Below are 18,364 nucleotides of genomic sequence, written 5' to 3' on the forward strand. Positions count from 1 at the left end.
CGGCGGAGCGCAGGCTCGCCTCGAAGGGCGTCGCACACTCGGTGTGCGGCGCCCTTCGGCGTTTCCGGAGGCGCGCGGCGGCCCGGGCACCACGATCGGGACTCGGCGCCACCGCACGAGGCGGTGCGGAGTCCCGATCGTGGCGCGGCGGTGGCGCGGCGAGGCTACGGAGCGACGGGCGCGGCCACGACGGGAGCGTCGACCGCTGCGACGAGCCGCTCGACGATCTCCTGGCCGGCCATCACGCCGCGGGCGGCGGTGACCTCGAGGTGCGGGAGCGTGATCCCGGCGTCGTGCAGCTCGCCGTGCGCCGGCCGGATCGCCGCGTCAGCGTAGCGCAGCAGGTCGAGGTCGAGCAGCGAGTCGCCCGCGGCCACGACCCGATCGGCCCCGGTGCGCGCGGCGATCTCCGCGATTGCGGCGCTCTTCGTCAGCGGCGACGGCACCAGGTACAGCTTGCGGCCCTGAAGCGAGACGGTCCAGCCGCGGGCCTCGCACGCGTCGGTCAGTGCGGAGAGCTCGTCGGCAGGCAGGTTCGCGCGATCGACGATCGCGTAGACGAAGAGCTCTTCGGCACGGTTCAGGCGCAGGAACGCGGGGTGGTCGCCAGGTCGCGGAACGAGCGACTCGATCTCAGCCAGCGGGGCGCAGGCGTGATCGAGGCGAGCCGCGACGGTCGCCGTCCAGTCGGCATCGGGCTCGCCGCGGTGCAGGATGACGCCGCCGTTCGTCGTGACCGCCCAGTCGTGGCGGGCACGGGGGAGCCGCACCCGGCGGTACTGAGCCACCGTGCGCGTGGTGACCGGGACGAAGACACCGCGCTCCGCCAGCCGCTCCAAGCCGTCTTCGGCGTCCCGTGTCAGGTACGACAGAGGCGCACCGTTGTACACCTCGGCCACCGTCAGCAGCGGTGCCTCGGCGTCCGTGCCGTCGAGCATCAGGGCTCCGGCCGAGTAGATCAGCGTGCGGTCGAGGTCGGAGGCGACGATCGCGGGCATCAGACGCTGCCCTGCGCGGCGTCCTGCTCGCCATCGGCCAGCGGCTTGATCAGCCCGACGCAGCTGTAGGGCAGATCGTCGACCTCCACGACGTCGACGCCGCGCTGGCGCGCCAGGAGGAGCACGTGCGCGACGTCGCTGAGGGCATCGGGTCGCACGAGGATCTTCCAGGGCACTCGGCGCAGCAGCACCCGGGTGGTCTCCCCGACGCCGGGCTTCACGAGGTTGACGTCGTCGAGGCCGTACTCGCGCTGCAGCCGCTCGACGGCGGCCCAGCCCTCCCACGTCGGGGTGCGGTCGGTCGAGACCAGCTCGGCGGCGGCCGCCTCGGCGTCGGCGCGCACGGACTCGAAATGCGACTCGACCGCGTCGAGGAAGGCGCGCGACACGTCGCTTCCGGCCAGCTCGGAGTAGAACTTCGCGCCGTGGAACTCCCCGGGGGCGATGAGCTTCTCGCTGTAGACCGTCCGTGAGACGAGGCCCGACACGGTCGAGTTCAGGCAGGCCGACGGGATCAGGTAGTCGTCGCGCGTGCCGAAGGTGCGGACGCAGTGGCCGGGGTCGGCCAGAACGACGAGATCGTCCGAGAAGCGGACTCCGGTATCGGCCGCGTGCTGGTCGAGCGCGGCGGTGAGCTCGCGGGCAATGGCGCCCTTGCCGGTCCAGCCGTCGACGAAGACGACGTCGGCGGGGTCGTGGCGCTCGGCCAGCCAGGCGAGGGCGGTCGTGTCGATGCCGACGCCGCGCACGATGCTCATCGTGTAGTGGAAGGGAGCACCGTCAGGCGAATCGGCGCCGTGCGTCCGCGCGATCCAGCGCAGCATCAGGATCCCGATGGGCGTGCCGGCTCGTGCCAGCGACACGAGCACCGGTGGCCGCTCGCGCCCGTCCATGACCAGCTCGGCCGCGACTCCGACGGCGAGGGCGACACGCGCCGCCGAGCGATCGAGAGCCTCGGCGTAGAGCCGCTGGTAGTCGTCGCTCGGCACGTACTCCTGCGGCAGCGACTCCGCGTAGTGCGCCCGACCGGATTGGATGGCCGCCTCGCGGTCGGCGGCGGGGGCCTCGAGCGCGACGCCGCCGAGGTCCTGCAGCAGCCAGCCGACCTCGTCGGGCTCGTACGAGCCGAACGCGGGGCCGCGGAGGGGCTCGAGGGGCATCGACTCGTTCACGGTGTCGCCTTCCACGGTCGCCACGACGACCTCGTCGGCGAGGGCTCTCAGAGCTTCGAGCGGGCCGCCCTGCCGCGACAGCGCATCCAGGGTCGTGCCGGGCTCGGGCATCAGGACGATCCTGTCGAAGCGCTCCCCGCCAGCGGTCAGGTTGTACGCGAAGCGCGGGCCCGGCCCGTCGATGGTGCGGTCGTGCGACGCGAAGCGGGCTGCCGAGCGGATGGCGTACTGCGGGTCGTCCACCGGCGCGATCGGAGACCGGGTGGTCGACGAGAGCAGCACACCAGGCTGGAGCTGATCGAGAGCGGCTGCGACCTGGACAGGGAACGCCATGTTCTCCTCGGTGGCGAGCACGAGAGTGCGCGCGGCGGGCAGCTCGGCGAGCCGCGCGGCGAGCGAGGCAGCGGCATCCCGCGACGGCGCGACACGGAGGGCCGCGGGGGAGCCCGCGCGGTCCGACGGCACGCTCGCCGAGATGCTGACACGCGCGACATCCGCGAGTGCGCGGGGCGTCGCTGCCGGGGCGACGTCGCCGAAGTGCTCGGAGGCTGCGGCAGCGAACCCCTCCGGCAGGTGGATCGAGCCGGCGCCGAGCGAGACGACGTCGACGGCGACCCCGAGCTCCGCGGCCAGGGCGTCGAAGCGGGCGCGGTCGGCGTCGCCGCGCAGGTCGACGAGAGCCGCCACGACGTAGCGCGACTGCGGCTCGAGCGCGTGGAGGGCGCGCACGGTGTTGATTGCAGTGGTGCCGGTGCTGAGCTCGTCGTCGACGAGCACGACCGTGCCCCGCGGCTTCAGCCAGTCGGCGGCGCTCGGCACGAGGCGGTGGCCCGTGGCGTGGGAGTGCTCCTCCTCGAAACCGGCCACCGGCTCAAGACCGGGCACGGCGCGGCGGGTCGAGTGCAGGTAGTAGGCGCCCAGCTGGTCGGCCACGAGCCGCCCGAGGCCGGTGGCGGTCTCGGCATAGCCCAGAGTGGTCACGGCGGGGTGCAGGAACTCGAGGCGGTGCAGACGGTCACGGAGGCTCCGGAGGTCGGTTCCTGCGCCCCTGAGCTCGTCGGCCAGGTCGCGTGCCAGCCCGGCCCGAGCGGCGGCGTCGCGCCCCTCCAACCGGTCGGCGACCAGCACGCCGAGCAGCGCTCCCGCCGACTCGACGAGCAGGGGCGGCGTCGGCACGTGCTTCGCCAGGACCGTCGAGACGAGCAGGTGAGCGCGGCGAGGATTGCGGCGGAGCGCCAGCCCGACGAGCGCTTCGACCGGGACCAGGCTGCGGACGGGGTCGGACTCGATGCGGGCTCCGAGGCGGTCGGCGACCCAGCCGCCCGTCCAGACGGGGTCGACGCTCGGGGCGCCGGCAGCGGCGGTCACAGCATGCTCACTTCGAGGAAGTCGACGAAGGTCGCGTCGGCAGCGGCCACGCCGAACGCGTCGGCGCGCTGAAGGGTCTTCTCGGCCCACATCTGGTGCGGCTTCATCTCGTTCATCTTGTTGCGCGACGGGGACGCGGCAACACCGCCGGCCCCGGGCTGGGTGATCGCCGTGGCATCGAGGTACTCCTCGTGGCTGATGACGCTCAGCGCGTGGACGAGCGCGACGTGGGTCGGGTGGATCACCGTCTTGCCGAGGAGGCCGTTGGCGTGGTCGAGCGTGATCTCACGGAGGAGGCCGTCGAAGTTGCGGACGAGCAGCTCGCGGCGGAGAGCTTCCTCGTTGGCCTCCGTGAACGGCGTGAGGCGCAGCTGCGGACGGAGGAGGCGCTCGGTGTCGGCGTAGTGCTCCCACACCGGCCCCGTGATCACGAAGCCGTCGGAGCCGCGACCGAGCACGTTGACGATGTCGCCGATGACCGCGGCCACCACCTGGACGTCGTAGATCGTCAGGTCTCGGCCACGACGGAGCCCGAAGACGCTGGACAGATCGGTCGTGCCGATGCGGACGGCCAGGACGTCGTCGCGGTTGGCGAGGAGCACGCGGGCGATCTCGGAGAGCACCTGCGTGCGCGTCTCGGCGTGGATCATCGCGGGGGATTCGAGGATCGGCATGAGCCGCAGCCGGTGGTCGGGGACGAGCCCGCGGTCCGTCACCTCGTGGAGCGCATCGAAGAACCGCTGGCCGTAGCCGTCGTCGTTGCGGAATTTGGGCACGACGAAGCCTGCCAGGACGCTCAGCGCCGCACCCGCGCGCTCGGCCAGCAGCAGGATCTGCTCGGGCGTGCGGACGCGGACGAACAGCAGCGGGAGCTCGCCGCAGCCGTGCAGCTCGACCAGCGTCGAGGCGACGTTGTCTTCGGCGGCGGGAACGGCCGAGTCGGCGATGCTGTCCTCCAGGCACAGCACCATGCTGACGGCGCCCTTCTTCGACTGCTTGATCACCGACGCGGCGAGCCCGGGACGATCGCCCGGCGTGTACAGCGTCGCGCCCAGCGCGGTGGCCAGCAGTCTCGGATCGGAGGAGTGGTGAAGGTCGACCGGCGGTGTGTGGAAGAGGCGGGTCCTGTCGTCGTCGCTCAGGAAGGCGAAATGGCGCATCCCTGATTCTCAACCATTGCCGCTGTGAAAGTCGAAGCGGCGTGTCAGTTCGAAGCCGAACTCCGCGTGAACTTCTGGCGACGCGGCCGCCGTCGCCACCCGGATCTCGACCAGGCCGTCGATCACGAGGACCAGCACGACGACGGGGCCCGGCCCGTCGCCGGTCGCGGTGATCGTCGTCCCGTCGAAGAGTCGGACGCCCAGGCTTCCCGCGGGTGCCCCGACGAAGAGGGCGCGTCGCAGCTCGCGCACGTGCCGCAGCGTGACCACGGCCAGTCGGCCGTCGAACCCGACGAGCGGCCGGTTGCCCGACGTCGCAACGACGGTGCCGACCACATCGCCGGCCGGGGTCTCTGAGCCCGACACTCCGGTGACGGACTCCCACACGGCCGTCTCGACGCCGTCGACGAGGAGGCTTCCGATCGAGGAGCGCAGCACGTCGAGGCGGACGACGGGGTTCTCGGCGTCGAGCTCGGCGAGGCGCGCCGGCATCGGGGCAGGGAAGAGGCGGGCGCCGGGGGCGGGAGCGGGTGTCCGCAGCGGGCCGCGGGCGGGCGCGGCCGGCTGGGCGGGCGGCGGCGAGGCTTTCGGCGTCGGGACGGGCGGCGTCGGTGCTGTTGGCGTCGGGGCGGGCGGCGTCGGGGCTGTCGGCGCGAGCGAGAGGCCGGCAGACGGCGCGGACACGGGCCGGACGGCAGGGGGGCCCGCGGGAGCGCTCGTCGAAGCCGAGCGAGGTGGGACCCTCCGCTTCAAGAACGGCAGGTCTGTGCGGACGACGGGCATACGACGGCCGCCGTCAGACCGTCACGGCGAAGTCGTCGGCGACGCCCTTCAGCCCGGTCGTGTAGCCCTGGCCGAGGGCGCGGAACTTCCATTCGTCGCGATGGCGGTAGAGCTCGCCGAAGATCATCGCGTTGATCGAGCGGTTCTCGATGCTGTTCAGGTCGAAGCGCACGAGCTCGGAGCCGTCGGGCCTCGCCACGCGGATGTGAGCCGAGCGGACGGCCGAGAAGGTGCCCGGGCCGCGCACGTCGGGGTCGACGTAGACGATGAAGACGATGCGCGACACCGTGGCCGGCACGGAGATCAGGTCGACGTCGATCTGCTCGTCGTCGTCGCCGCCGATGAAGGCCACCGATGCATCCTGCGACTGGATCTGGTTGAAGTAGACGAGGTGCTCGTTCGACAGCGCCTTGCCGTCGGATCCGACGAGGAGCGCCATCGGGGCGATCTCGGACTGCGGGCCGCGCGACGGGATGACGTCCCAGCCGAGCCCGACGAGCACCTGATTCAGGCCGGGGTTCTCGGCGGTGAGAGAGGCGTTGCCGCCGGCGACGATGCCTGCCATCAGACCGTCCCCGCGTCTGCCGGACGCTGGAGGGTCAGCTCGGGAGACACCTCGTCGAACTTTGAGGCGAGGAAGCGCCCGTGCGTCGACAGCTCGGCGATGGCGTGCGTGCGGATCTGGTTGAGGAGGTCGCGGATGGTCTCCTCGAGCAGCCGGAGCTGGTCGACGAGGATTCCGGTCGCGCGCGTGGACTGCTGGCGGTCGGCCTCCGGGAGGCTCAGGTAGCCGCGCACGGGCGTCGGCAGGTAGTCGCGGACCATGGCGTCGAGCAGGTAGCGCTGCTCGGTCGATGCGTCCTCCGCGACAGCGGCCTGCACCACGACATGGAGGAGGTCGTCGATCTGACCGAGCTGCGATGAGACGAGCGTCGGCAGGTCGCGCCCCGAGCGTCGGACGAAGACCCGGAACTCGTCCAGGGCTCGAGCCGTCTGCTCGGCCTCGGACTCGACGGCCGCGGGCGGCCTCGCATCGTCGACGGGCACCGCGGGGCGACCGAAGATGGACTCGACGAATCGGCGCATCGGCGGTGACTTCTTTCTGGAGGAGGGGGAGGAGCAGGTCAGGAGCGGCCGATGGCGCTCTGAGTGCTCTGCTCGGTTCCTTCGCTCTGACGGCTGCGCTCGAGGTAGGGGCGCGCCTTCTGGATGCCGGTCTCGAGCGCCTGGACGGTGCCCTCCATGTTCTTCGCCGCCTGGGCGCGGAACGTGTCGATCGAGTCCATGGTGGCGAAGACGTTGTCGAACGCCTTCTGCAGGGTCTCGACGCTGACGCCGGAGCTCGCCGCCTGCTCGTGGATGCGAGTGGTCTGATCGCGCAGCATCTCGCTGGTCTGCAGGATCATGTTGTTCGTCGTCGTGTTGATGGCGTCGATCTGATCGAGCACCATCTTCTGGTTGGCGAGGGCCTGAGCGACGATGACGGCCGTGCGGAGCGCCGCGATGGTGGTGGTACGCGCCCGGTCGACGCCCTTGATCAGCTCGACGTTGTTCTTGCGGATGAGGTCCATCGCCAGATAGCCCTGCACCGAGACCGCGAGCTGCGTCAGGATGTCCTGGTGACGCTGGCGGACGGCGAACAGCACGTCGGACTCCAGCTTCGACGCCTCGTCGATCTTGCCCGACGAACGCAGCTGGTCGATCTTCTCGACGGTCGCCGCATCGAGCGCCTTCGCGAAGACGGCGTACTCGCTGAGCTGCTGCATGGTCTCCCACAGCTGTACCTTCTCACCCGCGAGCGACGCGTTGTCTTTCAGAAGCTCGTCCTGACCCGACATCAGCGACTTGATGATCGCGTCGAGCTGCGTCTGCGCCGACTCGTACTTCTGGAAGTACTTGGCCAGCTTGTTGCCGCCTGGGATGAACCCCAGGATCTTGCGCCCGACGCCCAGGTCGGCCTGGTTCGGCGTGAGGTCTTCGACCGTCGACCGGAGCTGGCCGAGCGTGCTCGCCACCTTGACCTGCGAGCTGTTGCCGCCGCGCTTCGCCCCGGCCACCGACGTGGAGCTGCGCTCGAGCATGCGCGACGAGAAGTTGCTCGAGGTCGACATCTCCGTGCCGGCGATGGCCGAGATGCCCTCGACCTTCGTCGTGAACTCCGGGCTGCGAGCGTCGAGCGAGGAGACCTCGTCGACGAACTCCCGAGCCTGGCGCTGGATCTCGGCCTGGCGGTCCGCGGGGACCGGCACCATGCCGGGGGCGTCGTCGGCCTGCACGATCTCGGGCGCGTCGGGAGCGCGCAGGACGAGGTCGGCGCCCTGGTCGGACGAGTCGGGGGGAGTCAGGGGAGTGGCCATGCTTGATCCTCGCAGAAAGGGTGGTGGTGGGCTATGCGCTATCAGCCGAAGGAGACGCCGAAGTCGCCGGCGATGCCGGCGAGGCCGGTGGTGTAGCCCTGGCCGACGGCCTTGAACTTCCATTCTTCGCCGTTGCGGTACACCTCGGCGAAGACCATGGCGGTCTCGGGCGCGGCGTCCTCGCTGAGGTCGAAGCGGACGATCTCGGTGCCGTCCTGGTCGACGACGCGGCAGTACGCCGCGCGGACCTGGCCGAAGTTCTGACGGCGCTCGTCGGCCTTGTCGATCGACACGGCGATGACGACGCGCTCGACGTCGGACTCGACGCTGCGAAGATCGACGGAGATCTGCTCGTCGTCGCCGTCGCCGTCACCGGTGCGGTTGTCGCCGAGGTGGACGACCGAGCCGTTCGCCGACTGCTTCTGGTTGTAGAAGATGAAGTCGGCCGACGAGCGGACCTTCCCGGAGGCGCTGACGAGGAGCGCCGACGCGTCGAGGTCGAACGCCTCGCCCGAGGTGGTGCGGGGGTCCCAGCCCAGGCCGACGGTCGCGATGGTGAGGCCGGGGCTGGTCTTGGTGAGGGAGAGGTTGTTGCCCTTTTCGAGGGTGAGTCCTGCCATGGGATGCTCCTGAGTCGTGTCGGGGATCGGGTGTCGGGTCGGGGATCGGGTGTCGGGTCGTACGGGGTCGGGTGGAGCGGGTCGTCAGTCGAGGACGATGCCGAAGTCGGTGGCGATTCCGCGCAGCCCGGTCACGTAACCCTGGCCCACGGCCCTGAACTTCCACTCCGCGCCATTGCGGTAGATCTCGGAGAAGATCATGGCGGTCTCGGCAGCGGCGTCTTCGCTGAGGTCGTAGCGGACGATCTCGGAGCCGGTGTCCTCGTTGACGACGCGGCAGAACGCGTCGCGCACCTGGCCGAAGTTCTGGCCGCGCACGTCGCCCTGATCGATGGTGACGGTGATCACGATGCGCTGCACATCGGCCTCGACCAGGCTGAGGTCGATGAGGATCTGCTCGTCGTCGCCGTCACCCTCGCCGGTGCGGTTGTCGCCCTGATGCACGACCGAGCCGTTCGGCGTCTGCAGCTGGTTGTAGAAGATGAAGTCGTCGTTCGACCGCACCTTGCCGTTCGCGCCGATCAGGAGCGCCGACGCGTCCAGGTCGAAGTCGGTGCCGCTGGTCGTCCGGGGATCCCAGCCAAGACCGACCATCGCGCGGGTGAGGCCGGGGTCGGCCTTCGTGAGCGAGAGGTTGTTGCCCTTGGTCAGAGACAGGCTTGCCATCGTGTTGCCTTTCTACGTGTGCGGGTGAGGTTTAGAGTGCCTGGGCGGCCGGATCGACGAGGTCGAGCACCGAACGGCCGGTAGCGCGGTTGCCGATGGCCGTGAACGCCCAGCCGGAACCCTCGCGCGACACCTTCGCCATGATCATGGCGGTGTGCGTTCCGGCGTCGGTCAGCTCGTACCGGGCGACCTCGGGGGTGCCGGCGGTGGAGTCGTCGACGAGGCGGCAGAAGGCGTTCTCGACCTGATCGAAGGTCTGGCCGCTGTAGCTCGAGATCACGAACACGATCTGCGCGACGGCGGGAGAGACGGCGGACAAGTCGACGAGGATGACCTCGTCGTCTCCATCGCCGGCGCCGGTCAGGTTGTCGCCGGTGTGCTTCGCCGAGCCGTCCTTGCTGGAGAGCTGCTTGAACCAGACCTTGTCGAGGAGCTGGCCCTGGGCGTCGAAGAAGATCGCCGAGGCGTCGAGGTCGACCTCAGCCGCCTTGCCGCGACCGAAGAGGCCGCGCTTCACCGGCGCGGCGCTGTCCCAGCCGAGGCCCATGCGGACCTTGCTCAGCGCGCCGCCGTCGTTCTTGGTCAGCGACAGCGTCTGTCCTTTGGAGAGGCTCAGGCCCATGGGTGGATCTCCTTTGATTTCGGTGGTTCGGTTTCGATGCTTCGGTGCAGCGTGATGCCGTCGGTTCGCCGCGTCAGGCGGAGACCGACTCGGGGATCGTCGGCGCCTCTGCCGCGATGCGGCGGTTGCGCATGATGGAGGTGATGAAGGCGGCCAGGATGAAGAGCACGCCCACGAGCCCGGTCACGACCTCGCTCACCTCGGTCGTGATGGTGACGAGCAGGATCACGGACAGCGCGCCGATCGCCCAGTGCGCGCCGTGGTCGAGGTAGACGAACTCGTCGAGAGTGCCCTGGCGGACCAGGAACACCGTCAGCGACCGGACGAAGATCGCGCCGATGAGGCCGAGGCCGAGCGCGATGATGATCGGGTCGGAGGTGATGGCGAACGCGCCGATGACGCCGTCGAACGAGAACGAGGCGTCGATGACCTCGAGGTAGAGGAAGAGCAGGAACGCGGCCTTGCCGACGACCTTGCCGAGCTCCCGGTTGCCGCCGCCGACGCGACCGGCGCGCCTCTCGATCGACTCGGCGTCGAGCTCGCCCTCGCCGTTCTCCTCTTCGACGTCGTCGTCGCCGACATCGAAGAGGTCGCCGAGGCCGTTGACCAGGAAGTACAGGATCATTCCCGCGATGCCCGCTATCAGCACGATCGTCTGCTTGTCGCCGGCGGCGAGCGACGCGAGCACGAGGGCCGCGAGGCCGACGATGACGGAGGCGGCGTTGATGCTGCCGATCTTCGCCAGGGGCTTCTCGAGGAAGCCGATCCAGCGGATCTCGCGCTCTTCGAACATGAAGTCGAGGAAGATCATCAGCAGGAAGATGCCGCCGAACGCCGCGATCTGCGGGTGCGCGTCGTGGAGGATGTACGCGTAGGTGCCGGGTGTGTCGATCGGGCCCTTCTCGAGCGCGAGCTGAACGGCCTCGACCGGGTTGAGGCCCGATGTCACCGACACGATGATCAGCGGGAACAGGATCCGCATGCCGAGGACGGCGATGAGGATGCCGACCGTCAGGAAGATGCGCTGCCAGAACGGGCTCATCCTCTCGAGGATGCGAGCGTTCACGACCGCGTTGTCGAAGCTGAGGCTGATCTCCAGGACGCCCAGGATGGCGGCGACGGCGAGACCGGCAGGGCCACCGTAGGCGAGTGCGATGCCGAGGGCGATGACGGTGATCACCATGGACCACCCGAACGTCTTCAAGAACAAGGCTGCGAAGCCCCCCAGGTCTGTCGATGCACGGGACGGCTGTCGCCCCGTGCATCGATATTACAGATGCCTTCCTGTGCGGTGCTGTGGAGTCGGTTCAACGGTGCCGGTGAGTCGCCCCCGGGTGGCTGTCGGGAAGCCGGTCGCCGGCAGCGAGCAGGCGGTCGCGCATCGTGCCGCCGCGCGGGGTCTCGGGAAGGAGCCCTCGCTGTCGGAGCACGGGCATGACCGTGTCGATGAAGTCCCGGTAGGTGTCCATGCCGCCGTAGGTGTACTCGATCAGGAAGCCGTCGACGTCGGCCACCTCGACGAAGCGCTGCATCTCGTCGGCGATCTGCTCCGGCGTGCCGGTCAGGCGCGGGCCGCCGATCGACGTGGTGATGCGGTCGAGGATCTCGGCCACCGTCGGGCTCTCGTCGCCGCGCTGGAACATGCCCAGCATCGACTGGCCGACCTCGGTCGTGACCTCGGCGAGCGTCTGGTCGAGGTCGAACTTCATCAGGTCGACGCCGCTCCAGCCCATGAAGAGCGCCGCGGCCGCCTCTCGCGAGGGCGTCGAGTCGAGCGAGGCGCGAGCCGCGAGGGCCTCCTCCTCGGTGTCGGCGACGACGATCGAGACGGCGTCCATGATGCGGACCGAGTCGGCCGAGCGGCCGTTCGCGACGGCGCGGGCCCGGAGGTCGCGCACCGTCGCCGCGGCCTGGTCGATGTCGCGGTCCTGGATGAACACGCACTCGGCGAAGCGGCCAGCGAAGGCGCGCCCGGCCGACGAGGTGCCCGCCTGGAGCAGGAGCGGGGTCCGCTGCACCGACGGGGTCGCCGGGTAGTAGCCGTCGAGGTGGAAGTACTCGCCGTCGTGCCTGATCCGGTGCACCTTGGCGGGATCGGCGAAGGTCCGCGTGGCCTTATCGTTCACGATCGCGTCGTCCTCCCAGGCCCCCTCCCAGAGCTTGAAAGAGAGATCCAGGAACTCCGTGGCCCGACGGTACCTCTCGTCATGAGGGGTCACCTCCCGCTGGCCCAGCAGCTTGACCAGCCCGACCTGGTTGTCGCTCGTGACGACGTTCCACGCCACGCGCCCCTTCGTGAGGTGATCGAGCGTCGTGAAGGCGCGGGCGTTGAGGTACGGCTGCTGCGCCGTCGTCGACGCAGTGACGACGAAGCCCAGCCGGTCGACGGTGGCCGCGAGTCCGGACACGATGGTCATGGGATCGTGGACGGGAAACTGGACCGCCTCGCGGATCACGACCTCCGGCACGTCGTCCCCGCTCATCGGGTAGCCGATCGCCTCGGCGAAGAACAGGAAGTCGAAGCCGGCCGCGTCCAGCTCTCGCGCCATCTCCTGCCAGTACTCGAGCGTGGCGAAGCCGCTCGTGTCGCCCTTCTCGTGGTGCCAGGCGTTGCTGATGAAGTTGGGGGTCAGCTCCTCGAAGGCGCCGAGGAAGATCTGCTTGGTCACGGGGGCTCCTGCCGGGTCGTGCGGTTTGATAACAAAGAGTTATCACATTCGACCGGCGAGGCGCTACGGTCGAGGCATGGGAACTCCCGACGAGCTGCAGGCCGAGATCGGCCAGGCCGTCCGCGCCGAGCGGACCCGGCGCGGTTGGAGCATGCGCGAGCTCGCCGGGCGCGCCGGGGTGTCGCAGCCGTTCCTGTCGAATGTCGAGAACGCTCGGATCTACCCGAGCGTGCCGACCCTGTACGCGCTGGCCTCGGCGCTCGAGGTGCAGCCCTCCGATCTGCTGCCCGGCACCTACCCGCGCCACGCGCCGCTGCACCTCCCCGCGAGCGAAGGCTCGACGGGGTCGGCCCGGCTCATCGCCGGCGGGCCCGGCTCCGCCCTCGAGTCGTATCTCTTCGAACTCGCCCCGGGGCACGTCGACGAGCCGGCGTACGCGCACGAGGGCGAGGACGTCGTTCACGTGATCGAGGGGACGCTCGACGTCACCGTCGGCGAGGACGCGCCGGTGCGCCTCGTCGCGGGGGAGTCCTTCTGGCACGAGGCGACCGCGCCGCACGCCTGGCGGGTGCCCGACGACGAGCCCGCCATGACACGCGTGCTGCTCGTCAGCGGCGGGAAAGGCTGACGGCGCAGGGCCGGACGTACGCTACGGCCGCGCAGGGCCGGACGTGCGCTACGGCCGCGCAGGCCAGTCGCCCGACGCGGTGAACGTCGGGTCTTTGCGCCGCATGTACTCCTGGAAGCTCGCTGCCTGGTCGGCGCACCAGCCCACCTGGAGCGTGTGGAGGTCGGGGGCGGGGACGTCGAGCGTGTCGAGGTGGCGGCGAGCCATCGCCTGAGCGACGCGGCCGGCGGCGATCGCATCGGCTCCGGCGTCGTGGGCGTCGGTGAGGACGACGTCGTAGTACGCGGCGGCAGCCTCGAGCGTCCGCTTGCCCTTGCGGTACCTGTCGACGGCCTTGTCGATGACGAGCGGGTCGATGACGCAGGCGCCCGCGGCGAGCGCGTCGGCCAGCGGCTCGAGGCCGTGGCGCTTGGCCTCGCGGTCGAGCACGGTGAGGTCGTAGGGGGCGTTGTAGATGACGAGCGGCACGCCTCGCTCGAAGACGGCGCGCAGGGCGGCGATGATCTCGGCCACGACCTCGACGGCAGGCCGCCCCTCGGCCCGGGCGCGCTCGGTGGTGACGCCGTGCACGGCTGCGGCCTGCTCGGGGATCTCGACACCGGGGTCGGCGATCCACTCGCCATGGGCGATGGACTCGCCCGTGGAGTCGATGATGCCGACGTGCGCGGTCACGATGCGGGCGGTCTCGACGTCGATACCCGTGGTCTCGAGGTCGAACACGCCGAGGCCGTCCCACCAGCGGACGGGGACGGGGCCGACTGCAGCTTCACTCACACGGACAGCCTACGAGAGGCCGCCGACATCACTCGCCAGGGGCGACCGGGGTCGTGGGCTCCGAGGTCGACGACACCGGGATCGACGACGGCGGCAGCGCGGGAACGGGTGCCGGCCCGACGTGCAGCCAGAAGAAGGCCTGCGTGCCGAGCGTCAGGGTGACGTTGCCCTCCGCGTCGAAGCTCGGGAACGCCCCGCCCGCGAACAGGTCGGTGAGGGTGCGGCCGGCCAGCTCGGGAGCGGAGACGGTGACGGACACCGGGTTGTGCGCGAACGAGAACACGCACAGCACCTCCTCGGCGGCGTCGCCGAAGTCGGTGCCCGACCCCTGGTACGAGCGGACGAAGGCGAGAGTCGACCCGTGGTTCGTGCCGAGCACCTCCATGGTGCCGAGCCCGAACGTGGGATGGGCCTTGCGCACGTGGATGACGTTGCGGATCCAGTGCAGCAGGGAGCGCGACTGAGCCAGCTGGCTCTCGACGTTCACCAGCGAGTAGTTGTACACGAGCGACTGGACGACCGGCAGGTACAGCTTGCCCGGGTCGGCCGTCGAGAAGCCGGCGTTGCGGTCGGGCGTCCACTGCATCGGCGTGCGCGACGCGTCGCGGTCGTTGAGCCAGATGTTGTCGCCCATGCCGATCTCGTCGCCGTAATACAGGAACGGCGAGCCCTTCAGGGCGAAGAGGAGCGCGTGGGCGAGCTCCAGCTCGGCGCGCGAGTTGTCGAGAAGCGGCGCCAGGCGCCGGCGGATGCCGATGTTCGATCGCATCCGCGGGTCGTAGGCGTACCAGCCGTACATGGCCTGGCGATACTCCTCGCTGACCATCTCGAGCGTGAGCTCGTCGTGGTTGCGGAGGAACACCCCCCACCCCGCGCTCTCGGGAACGTCGGTCGTCTCGGACAGGATCCGCTTGAGCTCGCCGGCGTCCTGCGAGCGCAGCGAGTAGAAGATGCGCGGCATGACCGGGAAGTCGAACGCCATGTGGCACTCGGGCTCGTCGTCGGTGCCGAAGAACGCCGCCACCTCGCGGGGCCACTGGTTGGCCTCGGCGATCATGATGCGGCCGGGGTACTCCTCATCGACCATCGTGCGGAGCCTCTTGACGAACTCGTGGGTCGCGGGCTCGCCCTCGCCGTTGCCGTCGTCGGACTGGTAGAGGTACGGGATCGCGTCCAGGCGGATCCCGTCGACGCCGAGATCGAGCCAGTGCCGGATCACGTCGTAGACGGCCTCGTGCACCTTCGGGTTCTCGAAGTTGAGGTCGGGCTGGTGCGAGAAGAACCGGTGGAAGAAGAACTGACGGCGCACGGGGTCGAACGTCCAGTTGCTCTCCTCGGTGTCGACGAAGATGATGCGGATGTTCTCGTACTTCTCGTCGGTGTCGCTCCACGTGTAGAAGTCGCCGTACGGGCCGTCGGGGTCTTCGCGCGACTGCTTGAACCACTCGTGCTGGTCGGACGTGTGGTTGATCACCATGTCGATGACGATGCGCATGTTGCGCTCGTGGGCCTTGGTGACGAGGTCGCGGAACTCGTCGAGGGTTCCGAACTCGGGGAGGATCGCCTTGTAGTCCGAGATGTCGTAGCCGCCGTCGCGCAGGGGCGACTGGAAGAACGGCGGCATCCAGAGGCAGTCGATGCCGAGCCACTGCAGGTAGTCGAGCCGCGACGAGAGCCCGGCGATGTCGCCCGCCCCGTCGCCGTTGCTGTCGACGAACGAGCGGACCATGACCTCGTAGAACACGCTCCGCCGATACCACTGCGGGTCGAGGGTGAGTCCGGGCGTCTGGATGGGGGCAGTGAAGCTCACCGTTCTCCTTCGATCGCTAGCCGGCGCGGGCCCCGGCAGGTGGGCCCACTCTATGACGAGGGTGCCGGGCGTCGCCCAGATTGGCCGGACGGCCGTCCCTACACTGGTCGGATGATCACGCCTGTGCCGTCCGTCGCCTCGCCGTACGCCGATGAGCTCGCGAGCATCCCCACCGTGCGCCTCGAGGCCCGCGTGCTCGGCGCCGCGGCGCGCTACTGGGTGTACGGCCGCGACGACGCCCCCACGACGATCGTCGCCGTCCACGGCTTCCGCGGCGAGCACCACGGTCTCGAGCCGGTGGTCGCCTTCCTCGACGGCGTCCACTCGGGCGCGGTCCGCGTGATCTCTCCCGACCTCCCCGGCTTCGGCGAGTCCGCGCCCCTCCCGGGCCGCGAGCACAGCACCGCCGTCTACGCCGAGTGGCTCCGCGGGTTCCTCGCCGCGATCGGCCAGGGTGCCGACACCGTCGTGCTGGGCCACTCGTTCGGGTCGATCGTGACGAGCGCGGCCGTCGCCTCGGGCCTCGACGTGCGCGCGCTGATCCTGGTCAATCCGATCGCCGCCCCGGCGCTGTCGGGCCCGCGCGGCGTGCTCACGCGCCTCGCGGTGTTCTACTACTGGGCGGGCGCCGGTCTTCCCGAGTCGATCGGCAGCCCGGTCCTGAGGCTGCGCGCCGTCACCCGCGTCGCGAGCCTCGCGATGGTCAAGACCCGGTCGAAGACCTTGCGCGCCTGGGTGCACGATCAGCACGACACCTACTTCTCGTGGTTCGCGTCGCGGAAGGTCGTGCTCGACGCGTTCAAGGCCTCCGTGTCGAGCGATGTGTCGACGTATGCGCGGCAGATCCGAGTTCCTGCGCTGCTGATCGCCGCCGACCGCGACGACATCACCGCCCTCCCGGCGCAGTACGAGCTCCAGGGCCTCTTCGCCGACGCGCAGCTCGACGTCATCCACGGCGTCGGCCACCTGATCCACTACGAGAAGCCCCGCGAGGCGGCGGCGATGATCACCGACTTCCTGGCGACGCTCGGGCCCGCGTCGTGAGGATCGTCGTCGACTGCCGATACGTGCGCACCGGACGCCACGACGGCATCAGCCGCTTCACGGCGGGCGTCGTCGGCGAGCTCGCCGAGCTCCACGACGTGACGATGCTCGTGAGCGACCGCCGCCAGCTCGACAAGCTCCCCGACGCTCCGCACGCGCTGGTGTCGGCGCCGACCAGCCCCCTCGAGCCGCTCGTGGCGCTCCAGGTGAACCGACTGCGCCCCGACGTCGTCTGGACCCCGATGCAGACCATGGGCACGCTCGGCCGCCGCTACCGGCTCGTGAAGACGCTGCACGACCTGATCTACTACACGAACCGCACGCCGCCGCCCGAGTTCGCAGCGCCCATCCGCCTGCTCTGGCGCCTCTACCACCTCGCCTGGTGGCCTCAGCGCCTGCTGCTCAACAGCGCCGACGCCGTCGTGACGGTCAGCGAGACGACGGCCCGCGAGATGGCCGACCACCGCCTCACCCGCCGGCCCGTGACCGTGGTCGCGAACGCGGCCGATCCGCAGGAGCCCGGGCGCAGGAACTCGCCGCCCACCCGCGACCTCGTGTACATGGGCTCCTTCATGCCGTACAAGAACGTCGTCGCGCTCGCCCGCGCGCTGAGCCTGCTCGCCGACTACCGCCTCCACCTCATGAGCCGGGTCTCGGACGCCGAGCGCCTCGCCCTCGAGGCCTCGGCTCCCGAGGGGTCTCTGGTCTTCCACGGCGGTGCGAGCGACGAGGAGTACCGCGACACGCTGCTCGGCGCGACGGCCGTCGTCACTGCGTCGAAGGCCGAGGGGTTCGGCATCCCGGTGATCGAGGGCATGGCGCTCGGCACGCCGGCCGTGGTCAGCGACATCCCGATCTTCCGCGAGATCGGGGGCGACGCGGCGCTGTACTTCGACCCGGAGTCGCCGGCGTCGATCGCCGCGGCCGTGCGCCGACTGGAGGAGCCGGGGGAGTGGGAGCGGCGCTCGGCCGCCGGGCTCGCCCAGGCGTCGCACTACAGCTGGGCGTCGTCGGCCGCGGCTCTGCTCGACGTGCTGGAGCGGGTGGGGCGCTAGGCGTCGCCGCGCCCCTCGAGCGCGTTCTGGTAGTCGAACGAGTAGCGGCCCGGCGCCTCCGACTCGACCTCGATCGGATCGTCGAAGGCCACGAGCGCGAGGGCGCCGTCGACGACCTCGAACGAGTGGATGGACCCGTTGCGGATGGGCACTCCCGCGTTGGCGTCGGTCTCGGGCGCGACGTGGTTCACGATGCCGCGGATCACGGCGCCGTGGGTCGCGACCACGACGGACTGGCCGGGGCGCTCCTCGGCGATGGCGAGCAGCGCCGCCTCCACCCGCTGCAGCACGGCCGTGCGGCTCTCCCGCCCGGGCACGGCGACGCCGTCGGGGAACCGCGCCTCGACCTCCTCGAAGGTGAGGCCCTCGGCCTGGCCGTAGCTGCGCTCGACGACCTGCGGGTCGACGGCGGGCTCGTCGAGCCCGAGCCGGGAGGCGATGATGGCGCCGGTCTCGAACGCGCGGCTCAGGGGGCTCGCGACGACGGCGTCGAAGCGGCGACGGGCCAGCAGCTCGGCGGCGGCCGCGGCCTGCGAGCGGCCCCGGTCGTTCAGGGGGATGTCGGTCGATCCCTGGATTCGCCGGGCGGCGTTCCAGTCGGTCTCGCCGTGTCGCACCAGGTACAGCCGGGTCATGTC

Annotated in this window: 18 protein-coding genes; 3 read left to right on the top strand and 15 right to left on the bottom strand. The window is 70.2% G+C overall.

Annotated elements, in window-relative coordinates; all coding sequences use genetic code 11:
* Positions 1-164 precede the first annotated feature (164 nt).
* The 12 genes from AC07TY_RS03560 to AC07TY_RS03615 form a co-directional block, all read right to left on the bottom strand.
* Positions 165-998: an HAD family hydrolase gene (locus AC07TY_RS03560; protein ID WP_494784343.1), complete on the bottom strand. Its 834-nt coding sequence runs from the start codon at positions 996-998 to the stop codon at positions 165-167.
* Positions 998-3,538 (bottom strand): phosphoribosyltransferase domain-containing protein, encoded by a 2,541-nt coding sequence (locus AC07TY_RS03565; protein ID WP_494784344.1) that lies wholly within the window; start codon positions 3,536-3,538, stop codon positions 998-1,000. Before AC07TY_RS03565 ends, AC07TY_RS03560 begins: the two co-directional genes overlap by 1 nt.
* A complete protein-coding gene (locus AC07TY_RS03570; RefSeq protein ID WP_494784345.1) occupies positions 3,535-4,698 on the bottom strand; it encodes an HpcH/HpaI aldolase/citrate lyase family protein in 1,164 nt (387 codons plus the stop codon). The genes AC07TY_RS03565 and AC07TY_RS03570 overlap by 4 nt, the downstream gene beginning before the upstream one ends.
* Before the next feature lie 9 nt (positions 4,699-4,707).
* Positions 4,708-5,190, bottom strand: a complete 483-nt coding sequence (locus AC07TY_RS03575; protein WP_494784346.1) for a hypothetical protein — start codon at positions 5,188-5,190, stop codon at positions 4,708-4,710.
* Between the two features lie 304 nt (positions 5,191-5,494).
* Complete coding sequence (locus AC07TY_RS03580) at positions 5,495-6,046, bottom strand: TerD family protein (RefSeq protein ID WP_494784347.1); 552 nt, start codon at positions 6,044-6,046, stop codon at positions 5,495-5,497.
* Entirely contained in the window at positions 6,046-6,567 is a 522-nt protein-coding gene (locus tag AC07TY_RS03585) for a hypothetical protein (RefSeq protein WP_123504516.1), read from the bottom strand. Before AC07TY_RS03585 ends, AC07TY_RS03580 begins: the two co-directional genes overlap by 1 nt.
* A 38-nt stretch (positions 6,568-6,605) precedes the next feature.
* Positions 6,606-7,838 carry a toxic anion resistance protein gene (locus AC07TY_RS03590; protein WP_123504515.1) on the bottom strand — a complete coding sequence of 411 codons (1,233 nt, stop codon included), beginning with the start codon at positions 7,836-7,838 and terminating at the stop codon, positions 6,606-6,608.
* 41 nt (positions 7,839-7,879) lie between these two features.
* Complete coding sequence (locus AC07TY_RS03595; RefSeq protein ID WP_123504514.1) at positions 7,880-8,458, bottom strand: TerD family protein; 579 nt, start codon at positions 8,456-8,458, stop codon at positions 7,880-7,882.
* An 84-nt stretch (positions 8,459-8,542) separates the two neighbouring features.
* Positions 8,543-9,124, bottom strand: a complete 582-nt coding sequence (locus AC07TY_RS03600; protein ID WP_123504513.1) for a TerD family protein — start codon at positions 9,122-9,124, stop codon at positions 8,543-8,545.
* Positions 9,125-9,155: 31 nt separating this feature from the next.
* Positions 9,156-9,746, bottom strand: a complete 591-nt coding sequence (locus AC07TY_RS03605; protein ID WP_494784348.1) for a TerD family protein — start codon at positions 9,744-9,746, stop codon at positions 9,156-9,158.
* 73 nt (positions 9,747-9,819) lie between these two features.
* Positions 9,820-10,956, bottom strand: coding sequence for a DUF475 domain-containing protein (locus AC07TY_RS03610; protein ID WP_494784349.1), 1,137 nt, complete (start codon positions 10,954-10,956; stop codon positions 9,820-9,822).
* A 97-nt stretch (positions 10,957-11,053) separates the two neighbouring features.
* A complete protein-coding gene (locus tag AC07TY_RS03615) occupies positions 11,054-12,415 on the bottom strand; it encodes an NtaA/DmoA family FMN-dependent monooxygenase (RefSeq protein ID WP_494784350.1) in 1,362 nt (453 codons plus the stop codon).
* 76 nt (positions 12,416-12,491) lie between these two features.
* Here AC07TY_RS03615 and AC07TY_RS03620 point away from each other — a divergent pair, with 76 nt between their 5' ends.
* Positions 12,492-13,043 (top strand): helix-turn-helix domain-containing protein, encoded by a 552-nt coding sequence (locus AC07TY_RS03620; protein ID WP_494784351.1) that lies wholly within the window; start codon positions 12,492-12,494, stop codon positions 13,041-13,043.
* Between the two features lie 48 nt (positions 13,044-13,091).
* Here the strand turns inward: AC07TY_RS03620 and AC07TY_RS03625 are convergent, their stop codons facing one another.
* Positions 13,092-13,817, bottom strand: coding sequence for a 3'-5' exonuclease (locus tag AC07TY_RS03625; RefSeq protein WP_488626222.1), 726 nt, complete (start codon positions 13,815-13,817; stop codon positions 13,092-13,094).
* A 28-nt stretch (positions 13,818-13,845) separates the two neighbouring features.
* Entirely contained in the window at positions 13,846-15,627 is a 1,782-nt protein-coding gene (gene treS / locus AC07TY_RS03630; protein ID WP_488626221.1) for a maltose alpha-D-glucosyltransferase, read from the bottom strand.
* 111 nt (positions 15,628-15,738) lie between these two features.
* Between treS and AC07TY_RS03635 the strand changes: the two genes are divergently transcribed.
* Positions 15,739-16,671, top strand: coding sequence for an alpha/beta fold hydrolase (locus tag AC07TY_RS03635; RefSeq protein WP_494784352.1), 933 nt, complete (start codon positions 15,739-15,741; stop codon positions 16,669-16,671).
* The gene (locus AC07TY_RS03640) at positions 16,668-17,726 is read left to right on the top strand and encodes a glycosyltransferase family 4 protein (protein ID WP_494784353.1); all 1,059 of its coding nucleotides are present in this window, start codon (positions 16,668-16,670) and stop codon (positions 17,724-17,726) included. The genes AC07TY_RS03635 and AC07TY_RS03640 overlap by 4 nt, the downstream gene beginning before the upstream one ends.
* Here the strand turns inward: AC07TY_RS03640 and AC07TY_RS03645 are convergent.
* Positions 17,723-18,361 carry a histidine phosphatase family protein gene (locus AC07TY_RS03645; RefSeq protein ID WP_123504504.1) on the bottom strand — a complete coding sequence of 213 codons (639 nt, stop codon included), beginning with the start codon at positions 18,359-18,361 and terminating at the stop codon, positions 17,723-17,725. The genes AC07TY_RS03640 and AC07TY_RS03645 overlap by 4 nt on opposite strands.
* Between the last annotated feature and the right edge of the window lie 3 nt (positions 18,362-18,364).

Source organism: Frondihabitans sp. GW821-FHT04F02, from assembly GCF_059420045.1.

Coding starts and splice junctions, on each gene's coding strand:
- AC07TY_RS03645 (WP_123504504.1), bottom strand. CDS start 18,361: ATGACCCGGCTGTACCTGGTGCGACACGGCGAGACCGACTGGAACGCC.
- AC07TY_RS03575 (WP_494784346.1), bottom strand. CDS start 5,190: ATGCCGGCGCGCCTCGCCGAGCTCGACGCCGAGAACCCCGTCGTCCGC.
- AC07TY_RS03585 (WP_123504516.1), bottom strand. CDS start 6,567: ATGCGCCGATTCGTCGAGTCCATCTTCGGTCGCCCCGCGGTGCCCGTC.
- AC07TY_RS03600 (WP_123504513.1), bottom strand. CDS start 9,124: ATGGCAAGCCTGTCTCTGACCAAGGGCAACAACCTCTCGCTCACGAAG.
- AC07TY_RS03590 (WP_123504515.1), bottom strand. CDS start 7,838: ATGGCCACTCCCCTGACTCCCCCCGACTCGTCCGACCAGGGCGCCGAC.
- AC07TY_RS03620 (WP_494784351.1), top strand. CDS start 12,492: ATGGGAACTCCCGACGAGCTGCAGGCCGAGATCGGCCAGGCCGTCCGC.
- AC07TY_RS03605 (WP_494784348.1), bottom strand. CDS start 9,746: ATGGGCCTGAGCCTCTCCAAAGGACAGACGCTGTCGCTGACCAAGAAC.
- AC07TY_RS03580 (WP_494784347.1), bottom strand. CDS start 6,046: ATGGCAGGCATCGTCGCCGGCGGCAACGCCTCTCTCACCGCCGAGAAC.
- AC07TY_RS03595 (WP_123504514.1), bottom strand. CDS start 8,458: ATGGCAGGACTCACCCTCGAAAAGGGCAACAACCTCTCCCTCACCAAG.
- AC07TY_RS03635 (WP_494784352.1), top strand. CDS start 15,739: ATGATCACGCCTGTGCCGTCCGTCGCCTCGCCGTACGCCGATGAGCTC.
- AC07TY_RS03570 (WP_494784345.1), bottom strand. CDS start 4,698: ATGCGCCATTTCGCCTTCCTGAGCGACGACGACAGGACCCGCCTCTTC.
- AC07TY_RS03560 (WP_494784343.1), bottom strand. CDS start 998: ATGCCCGCGATCGTCGCCTCCGACCTCGACCGCACGCTGATCTACTCG.